The organism is Haloarcula sp. H-hyl2 (assembly GCF_056934385.1).
Genome location: NZ_JBRIIJ010000010.1, coordinates 1 through 8849, shown reverse-complemented (window position 1 = coordinate 8849; position 8849 = coordinate 1). Strand labels below are relative to the sequence as shown.

Sequence of the window (8849 nt, the reverse complement as noted above, 5' to 3'; positions counted from 1 at the left end):
TCCCTGGACTGTCCTGATGAAATCTCCCACAGGACGGTCCTCTTCACAATTTTTCGCTGGCCAGGTTTGATCGACATGGCCAATCACCACTCCGGTCTTCCGAATGAGGCATCCTCACAAATTAACTCGGAATCGGGTGTCTCTCATTATGCGGAATCTCATACGTCGACCCATGAGTCTTGGAGTTAATTATTCGCAAGTACGTTATGGTGCACTGTCACGCTCTCTAACTCGGAAATAGGTGGGTCCTCACTGGATTCAAAGTTACTTAGAAGTATGCTCAAAGGGCTACTGGGGGCTGATAGAGACTCTCTCTAACTCGGACTTTAGTCCAAAGCTTTTTGCCGTGTTTGGGTGATACACGTTTTATGGACGGCAGTGAGAGCGGTGATCTGGAGGAGCCTGATGAACTCTTCCAGACCGTCGACGACACTGGTGGGGACGATATCTTCGCGAACCGCGAGCTCCTCAATATCGACCACGTCCCTGATGAGAACCGGATCGTTGGGCGTGATAAGCATATCACGGAGCTCGCGAATGAAGTCGGCCCTGTTGTAACAGGAGCGCCACCGAACTCGGTCATCTTGTATGGGAAGACTGGCTCTGGGAAATCCCTCGTTGCCAACCACGTCATGGAACGAGCTCGGAAGGAAGCCGATCGACGTGGGAATCTTCTAGCAACGGTCACGGTCGACTGCGCCCAATCAAAAGGTGAAGCCGATACTATTCAGACGATAGCTGAATCAATCAACACGCCTTCGTCTGGTGTCTCAGTCCCGACCCGCGGCATTTCGACGAACGAGTACTATAATCGCCTCTGGGATATCCTCGATGCAGAGTACGACGGTGCATTAGTCACGCTTGACGAAGTCGACCGTCTTGGTGATGATAACGTATTGATGCTCCTTTCACGTGCTCGAGAGGCCGGGAAGGTTGATGTCCCCATTGGCATCATCTCCATCTCGAACAAGGTCAACTTCCGTGAGCAGATGACAGAGCGCGTCAAGAGCAGCCTCGGGCACAACGAATCGATCTTCGATCCGTACGACGGAGAGCAGCTCCGTGAAATCTTGGAGAACCGTAAGGATGCTTTCCATGAGGATGTCCTCAATCCTGGTGTCATCCCGAAAACTGCGGCGCTCGCCGCTCAACGTCATGGTGACGCGAGGAAGGCGATTCGACTCCTTCGCCACGCCGGGGACTATGCCAAAAACAACAATATCGGAGAGGTCACCGAGGATCACCTCGAACTCGCCCAAGAACAGGCCGAAGTCGAACGCCTGAAAGAACTAATCGCTGGCCTCCCGCCCCATAGTAAGTACGTCCTCTACGCTCTTGCGAACCTCACCAAGGAAACCGAGGCTGGAGACGTCTGGTTCCGCACGACGGTTATCTACGATATCTACACGAAAGTATGCGAGGTGGAGGGCACGGATACACTGACCACGGACACCATCCGGGGCCTTCTCAGTGAGCTTGCATTCCTCGAAGTCACTGAGTCGAACCAGGAACACGGTGGTATGGGGAAAGGGACGTACAAGGAGCACCGACTTCTCTGGGAACCCAGCGTCGTGTTCAAGATGGATCCCGATCCAGCCCACGTCGATATTGACGAGTAACTCCCAGTATCTGGACGACCTCGATCAGTTAGGGATCATCTCTTCGACGGAGTACAACCGCGGGAAAGGTGGTGGGAAATACAAGGAACATGAACTCGAGCAATCCATCATGTCAGTCAAGTCTGGACATTCTGAGATTCTTGTAGCAACCCCATCACCCCACTACTTACCCTGTTAGCACTCACAGGTTGACCGTTGGCTTGGTTTTGAGTTCCACCCCACCACTTCCGCTGTTTGATCCACCCCACCGGTTCCGCTGTATATCTGAGCAATCTGGTCTGAAACTAGGAAATATACCAATTTCGCCCCACCATTTCCGCTGTTAGACCGACCCCACTAGTTCCGCTGTTAGATCTCCTTTAGGAAGAGTTGCACTCGGCTGTTAACCAACAATTGTTGTTAATCGGCTTTGCTGTTGGTTAATCGCGCGCAAGAATTAGAATATCGCCACTATCCCTCGTGAGGCTCGGTGTACCGAACAACTGATCTTGTGGATGTCACCGAATTTCGTTCGCATCTCGGAATTTTTCAAACACTCTCAAACTATATACTAAAACCTCTCGTGCATTTTGAACCGGTTTCAGACCAGGTTCCCCGATTCGTGAAAGGTGGTAAAACGATCCAGCGAGGGGTGAAGCGAGCCGAATCCATACTGATAGTCTGCGCTTTATATGGGGGTGCCAGTGCATGGATGAAGTACGCGATCCAGTCATGTCCACTGCCGATCCCTCCATCCCACGCCCGCCCGCGGTCGCATCGAACCTCCAGGCACTCCTGGCGACGGTCGTCGAGACGATCGTCTCCCTGTTCCAGGGCATCGCCTTCTGGGCGACGATCCCGCTGCCGCTGGTTATCGCAGGCACGCTCGCGACCAACGTCGTCGCGACCCGCCCGCTCCTGGTCGGTGGCCTGGTTGTCCTGAATATCGTCTGTGCCGCCCTCGGTCACAACTACTCGCCGAACGCATGAGCCTCGCAATGTCCACCACCCACGATACAGAGCAGCAGTTCAGCAAGACGACGCTGTTCTGCCCGACCTGCGAGCACGCCAGCCCGATCGAGGGCGACTGGATCATGGACGATGCCGTCCATCGCGAGCGCCTGCTCTGTCCCCGCTGTGGTGACGTCGTCGTCGACCAGCCGTCGACATAGAAAATCTCGCTGACGGCGAGTTTGCTGAGTTTGTTGGCCGGACAAAGGATAGCCAAGAGCTGAGAATTTATCGATCGACAATCCCGTACGACCACGTGGGAGGGCCTTCTTTGATGGTCCCAACAAGGTCGGGAATCTCTGCCTGGAAGAGCAGAGCTCGACCCTCCTGTCGAACTGCCCGATACTCGACGGCCATAGGCGTGAATCGAGCAGCCCCTTCGCCAGCTGTGAACCGAATACTGCCGTCATCGACACTGAATCGTTCTCCGGTCTGGGCTGCCTTGTCTGAATCTGGATACGCAGCCACCACTGTTTTTGTTTGCTCCTCAAGGTCGATACCAACGGACTGTGAACGTGGGGCTGTCTCGCCGTCTTCTATGTACGCCGGCCCGTACGTCGTCACGATATCCATGTTCGCCACATGCCTGACAGGGTGATCATCCAGATTACGCTCTGTTCCGGCTCGCTCTAGTGTTTCCTGTAGGTGATAGTCATTCTCGTCACCTGTCAAGTTACCATTTGACCCAACTTCTACGAGCAATAGTCCATCTTCGATTACAGTCACTTTGTTGATTAGTTGTCCATTATCACTGAGTCCTCCCCCACCTCCCTCCAGCACAGTCATACCATTCACTTCACGTCCGTTAGCTGATGTCAGGTCCTTCAAACGTTGTTTCAATTCTGGTTTCGAAGATGACTCTGGTAGTTGGAACACAGCCACATGACGTTGCTCTTCTGCTTCACCGGTCTTGTCGATCGTGAGCGCAGCCATGGCAGGAATATCTCGGCTATGGTGCCAATCACTCCCCTCCTGCCCAACGACAAATGGCTCGCCACCAGCTACCACATCTTTTGGAATGAGTGGCAGTCGTCCCTGTTCATTCACGTATGCTGCGGGCGCAGACAGCCATGACACGAACTCAGGCCACGTGACACCGTTCATCGTTTTCACGTGGCTATAGAGATTGTAGGGTTCCGCATATCCGGATGAAATTCCGGGACCGTTTTCGGACGGTTTGACCCAGTTCGAACCACGGAGAGTTACATCGCGCTCTTCTTCATCGAACGCCCCCAGACATCCCGTCAAACTGGCACTCGCGGCTACGCCACCTAACGTACGTAGCACCGCTCTCCGATCTGTACGTGAACTATCGAACAAGTTCTTGGTCATTTCTTGATAAGCACAAGGCGGTCATTAAAATTCTTCCTCAACCCAGGAAGGCCGAGAAACAGCGGTATTCCCCAGTTCCTGGATTTGGTAGCTTCTGTTTTCAGCCATGTCGGTCTCGCCCGATGATGAAGTTTTCACCTTGATATCTACAGAGCGAGCTATACTTTCCGGGTCGATTAGAAGTGATCCAGTTGAATCCGCAACAGTATCGTCAAATGCATTTTGCCTCACGCTTTTGATGTTGAATTCAATAACGGCCCGACCACTGCGATCAGTGGCCTGTACTGGTGTAAATTCTGAAACTTTGAGAACATTCTTGAGATAGTATCCTCGGATATGCTTGATAAGATCAGCCCACAAGATCGCGTCGCCACCGGGCAGTTCTTCTCTATAATAACCGTTTGCTGTGTGAAAGTCGTCAAAGCTTTTCTCTGTCTTCCCGGTGTAGTATTCATAGCCACTATTCTCATAGTGCTTTAGATATAATGTGTTTTCATCAAGAAAAACTTCATTCGCAAAATCAGAAGTTTCAGTTTCCCGATAATGACGTCTGTCTTGGAGACTACTTTGATATTCTAACGTTTTCCCGTAGTGCTCTAGTTTGACATCGTATCCATTGTTAGCCAACGCAGTACGTGTGGAACTAACAATGGTAGCGGGATCAGTGATCCCGTCTTGCGAGGTCCCAGCGGGGTACTCTTCCTCTGAAATATTTGGGTCTCCAAAGCTGGAACAGCCTGCAACTGATGCACTAACAATACCAGCACTTGATATGGCAAACTCCCGTCTGAACATGCTGTTAGACATTTATCTATTCACTCCAGCCACCGCGACACCTCGTTGACAATCCATCTGATAAATTATTGGGAAATTCCAATACAAAAGCTGAATGGATACGGTAATTATATTACCTACCGACATATTAGCTCCGACGTGTGAACGTCAAATCGGTTCTCTTGTGGATTGGCAGTCTCTTGTTGCTACTTCTCGGCGTTGTGTTTCTGTTTGGCGCCCCACCTATCGGGATTGTTCTGATAGTGGCGGGGCTGTACTTGCTTCCTGCAATCGAATTTAATTTCCAGATCGTTGAGGCACTGTTCTGGCTCGGCGGTATCGTACTCATACTGCTGGGACTACTGTTCCTGAGTTCGACAGTGATCGGAGGTGTACTCGGTATCCTCAGCGGACTGTTAGCACTGCCACCGGCCAGAGATCTGTTGACTAGCCGTGTGGAACTCAGATTTGAACGGGCTATCATGGCCACTATCGTACTGCTCGTCGCTGGGGCGTCGTTCGGTGCCATCTATGTCCAGGAAAGCCAGTCAGAGCCGCCAACGATCAAACAGCACGATGCAGGTGAACAATTCACCGTTGAGGGAACGACCAGCTCCGTTGCGTTCACGGTTGAGAAAGTTCGAACAGTCCCGACACTCCAGCCAGGTGAAACCGACGGCCAGGACGGTGAAACAAACATACTCGTCGTCGTCCGCATGGAAAATTTGGGTGACGACCCAGTCACAGTCTGGAAAGACGATCTGGCGGTCGTGACCGAGGATGATGAGGTGTACCAGTCCGCAACAGAGGTAAGCAGTGATATCCCATCTGATGGAGAGTACACAGGAGTCTCTGTCGGTGAAGTGAGTCCCCGGATTGAACCCGGGGGCGAACTCCGGCGTACATACGTCTTCGAGACCACTGAAGACGGAACATATCTGTTCACTGTATCGACTGCTGAGCAGTTTTCACCGGGAGCAAACCACTATGTTCCGATTGGGCGAGTCGAAGTCGATACGGAGTGAACTGTACTGAGCAACTACTATCGTCACCAAAGAATCCATAATGTCTGACAACTCGTACACCCGACGGCAGTTCGTTCGAACAGGTGGACTCGCTAGCATGCTCGCAATCGCGGGCTGTAGCGGCGAAGATGAATCAGTAACTGACCCTGACCCGCCGGATGTTGAGGAGCAAACTGAGGTGGAATCGGTGGAGCCGGTTGAGACCAATCAAACACCGACACTCAACGAGGAACAGTTGACGCCTGATGGCTATCCGCGAATAACGCTAAACTGGGTGAACTACTTTAAAAATGCCCTCCCATCCCTATCGGAGGAAACTCTACTCGTCGCGACAGCTGAAGACGCCCCGCAGAGAGCGCTTGATCTGGGCGTGGTTAGTATGGTATCGGGTGCCGGGTATTATGAAGAGTACCAGACAGCCTATGCAGCCAAGGAGCGGTTGCGAGTTGATGTCGGGGACACGTTGGAGACATATCACGTGGACACTCTGGAACTAACAGACAAAATCGAGGTCGAAGGGTATCCGAACACGGTATGCATCCTTGAGAGTGACCTTGATTTATTCGCACTCACGCGGGCAGGGGGACTCATCGCCGGTGGGAGTATCGACAAAGACAATTACATGGATCCCAAGCAAACCCTTCTCGACCAGCTTCGGACCGGGGAGCAGCCCGAAGGTGGTGGGATGGCGCAAAACCCGTGGGACATTGTGCCGCTATTTGACGAGCAGTACGGGCATGAGGCACTCGATCTTTCGTCGAACAACGCCGCAAGCACGCCGATGGAAGGCTTCTCCAAAGAGCAAGCAAAGGAACTCGTTCTGGAATGGTACGATGATTCCAAATACGAAGACGATGATTTCCAGTACCGTGAAACACGGCTTGGTGACTACCCTATCGATTCACACGAAGCATACGATGTCATCGTCAACGTCCCAGATGAGAATCTAAGTGCCACAGTCACGAGTTGGGTTGACTCGGAGTACGCGACTCGCCACGCTCAAAAAGTGATTTCGCAGACGCGATGGACCTTCCACCCCGCGTTCCTCAATGAGGACTACCTAGAATCCACTCTCGGCCCGTATGATAGTTCTAACAACGGTGTCGAATATCCGAACTGCGGATTAGTCACTGAAGATGGCGTTCATAAACTCAGAAAACAAACAGAAGCCCCAAGTCAGGAACGACCGATTACGTACGATGTGTTCTCCGGGAACATAACGATCGTGCGGTGAGATCAACTGTGCTGTGTTGAGATGTTGGGGAGTTTTCAGGATATCGGATAGTCACCAATGGCTACACTGAGCAGGCTGACTGGTACAACGTTCGAATCCATGGACGACCAGCCAACGTACTCGAATGTTCGCTTGTGAGACGATGATACAGCTGGTGAATGGGAAACCAGGCACAGTTTCCTGTCTTCGTCTGTAATTTCTCTCTGTAACAACCTTCTGTAACTATACCGTTACTGCGGCACTCGATAATGGCCCTGAATCAACTGCAACGGTTCGCGTCGGAGGCACGCCGGAACGAACGATCGCTGTCCAGATCGGTGCCGGGAGCGTTTCCATTGAGGAGGGACACAACGACTGACAGTTCTGGGGGTAGGTGATCACCATCACTCACCGGCAGATGCACTCTGCTCCGCACAACGGTCTCCGATGCAGAGGTGTCTACCAACACGTGTCTCTATGCATGCACAGTCCAAACTGGAGTGTATGTCTGCCTCGCCTCGGTCGATCCTTACGATCTTTCTTGCTATCCTGCTTGTCCTCGCTGGCTGTGTCTCAGGTGGGCCGATTGAGTCGCCCACACAGTCGCCGGTGGAGGAAGCCACGGCGGCTGGGGCCACCCAGACCGCAGCAGAGGGGACTGTCGAGGTCCATTTCATCAACGTTGGGCAGTCGGTGAGTACGCTCGTAATCGGACCTTCTGGCGAGACGATGCTCGTCGATACAGGGCATTTCACCGACGATGGCGAGTACGTCCTGCAGTATCTCCAAGCCCACGGCATCGAGCGGCTGGATCATCTGGTTGTCTCGCACAATGATGCTGATCACATCGGAGGAAACGCAGGAATCATCGACTACTACGAGACCGAAGCCGACGGCATCGGTGCGATCTACGACCCCGGTATCGCTGCCAGCACACAGACCTATTCGGAGTACTTGGATGCCGTCGAGGAACACGGTGTGACGTTGTACGAAACTCGGGAAGGAGACCAGATTCAGATGGAGGGCGTTGATGTCGCTGTGCTAGGTCCGCCCCAGCCCTATCTCGAAAACGCCGCTCGCAACGAGAACAGTATCGTTCTCAAGTTCACCTACGGGGAGACGAGCTTCCTCCTGACTGGAGATGCCGAGGATGATCAGGAAGCCTACCTTGTCGACACCTACGGCGAGCAGTTGCAGGCGACGGTTCTGAAAGCCGGCCATCACGGCTCGGCCAGTTCGACGAGCGGGTCGCTCCTTGATACGGTTCAACCTCAGGCAGTCATCATCTCCAGTGCCTACGAGTCACAGTATGGGCACCCGGCCGAGGCAGTGTTGGAACGGCTGGCTGATCGGTCGATTCCGGCCTACTGGACGGCGACGCACGGGAACATCGTTCTCGTGAGCGACGGCTCCAGTGTTGCTGTCCGGACACAGCAGGCAGCTCCGACAGATCCGACGGCGCTGCGGGAGGGGACGTCGATCGCCCCTGGGACGACTAGAGACGTGGCGGAACGAGATCGCTACGGTGGACTGGCTGGTGAGTTACCACAACCAGCCACTGATGACGATGAGGAATCCACTGCCCTCGAAATCGTGTCGATTACAGCTGACCCGGCTGGTGATGATCGGGAGAATCTCACTGGCGAGTCGGTCACCTTCCGCAACGGTGGCGACGAGTCGCTTGCTTTGTCTGGCTGGACCGTCGCAGATGCCGCTGGCCGGACCTACACGTTCCCGGACGGATACACGCTGGCTGCCGGGGCGACGGTGACGCTGCACACTGGGTCAGGGACAGATACAGCGACGGATCTGTACTGGGGGTCGGGGTCGCCGATCTGGAACAACGGCGGCGATACGGTGATCGTACGCAACAGTGTTGACATCCTCCTCCGGCTA

8 protein-coding genes and 1 pseudogene are annotated in these 8849 nt (G+C 53.5%); 7 read left to right on the top strand and 2 right to left on the bottom strand.

All coding sequences use genetic code 11. From position 1 onward, the window contains the following. Window positions 1-368 precede the first annotated feature (368 nt). From Hhyl2_RS22265 to Hhyl2_RS22255, 3 genes are all read left to right on the top strand, one after another. Window positions 369-1619 (top strand): orc1/cdc6 family replication initiation protein, encoded by a 1251-nt coding sequence (locus Hhyl2_RS22265; protein ID WP_483552982.1) that lies wholly within the window; start codon window positions 369-371, stop codon window positions 1617-1619. Between the two features lie 687 nt (window positions 1620-2306). Further along, the gene (locus tag Hhyl2_RS22260; RefSeq protein ID WP_483552981.1) at window positions 2307-2588 is read left to right on the top strand and encodes a DUF8028 family protein; all 282 of its coding nucleotides are present in this window, start codon (window positions 2307-2309) and stop codon (window positions 2586-2588) included. A gap of 8 nt (window positions 2589-2596) precedes the next feature. Next, entirely contained in the window at window positions 2597-2770 is a 174-nt protein-coding gene (locus Hhyl2_RS22255) for a DUF8106 domain-containing protein (RefSeq protein ID WP_284011749.1), read from the top strand. Between the two features lie 67 nt (window positions 2771-2837). Here Hhyl2_RS22255 and Hhyl2_RS22250 read toward each other — a convergent pair whose 3' ends face one another. Next, window positions 2838-3941, bottom strand: a complete 1104-nt coding sequence (locus Hhyl2_RS22250; RefSeq protein WP_483552980.1) for a hypothetical protein — start codon at window positions 3939-3941, stop codon at window positions 2838-2840. Between the two features lie 24 nt (window positions 3942-3965). Further along, on the bottom strand, window positions 3966-4748 hold the full coding sequence (locus Hhyl2_RS22245; RefSeq protein ID WP_483552979.1) for a hypothetical protein: 783 nt from the start codon (window positions 4746-4748) through the stop codon (window positions 3966-3968). A 128-nt stretch (window positions 4749-4876) separates the two neighbouring features. Between Hhyl2_RS22245 and Hhyl2_RS22240 the strand changes: the two genes are divergently transcribed. From Hhyl2_RS22240 to Hhyl2_RS22225, 4 genes and pseudogenes are all read left to right on the top strand, one after another. Then, the gene (locus Hhyl2_RS22240; RefSeq protein ID WP_483552978.1) at window positions 4877-5740 is read left to right on the top strand and encodes a hypothetical protein; all 864 of its coding nucleotides are present in this window, start codon (window positions 4877-4879) and stop codon (window positions 5738-5740) included. Between the two features lie 97 nt (window positions 5741-5837). Continuing rightward, on the top strand, window positions 5838-6974 hold the full coding sequence (locus tag Hhyl2_RS22235; protein WP_483552977.1) for a hypothetical protein: 1137 nt from the start codon (window positions 5838-5840) through the stop codon (window positions 6972-6974). Between the two features lie 232 nt (window positions 6975-7206). Continuing rightward, window positions 7207-7332: pseudogene (locus Hhyl2_RS22230) on the top strand (hypothetical protein); the annotation flags it as partial. A 125-nt stretch (window positions 7333-7457) separates the two neighbouring features. Beyond that, a partial coding sequence (locus Hhyl2_RS22225; protein WP_483552976.1) for a lamin tail domain-containing protein occupies window positions 7458-8849 on the top strand: 1392 nt, incomplete at its 3' end.

What these genes read in the sequence shown, in the direction of transcription:
- Hhyl2_RS22260 (WP_483552981.1), top strand. Translation starts at nt 2,307, where the DNA reads ATGGATGAAGTACGCGATCCAGTCATGTCCACTGCCGATCCCTCCATC.
- Hhyl2_RS22235 (WP_483552977.1), top strand. Translation starts at nt 5,838, where the DNA reads ATGCTCGCAATCGCGGGCTGTAGCGGCGAAGATGAATCAGTAACTGAC.
- Hhyl2_RS22255 (WP_284011749.1), top strand. Translation starts at nt 2,597, where the DNA reads ATGTCCACCACCCACGATACAGAGCAGCAGTTCAGCAAGACGACGCTG.
- Hhyl2_RS22245 (WP_483552979.1), bottom strand. Translation starts at nt 4,748, where the DNA reads ATGTCTAACAGCATGTTCAGACGGGAGTTTGCCATATCAAGTGCTGGT.
- Hhyl2_RS22265 (WP_483552982.1), top strand. Translation starts at nt 369, where the DNA reads ATGGACGGCAGTGAGAGCGGTGATCTGGAGGAGCCTGATGAACTCTTC.
- Hhyl2_RS22250 (WP_483552980.1), bottom strand. Translation starts at nt 3,941, where the DNA reads ATGACCAAGAACTTGTTCGATAGTTCACGTACAGATCGGAGAGCGGTG.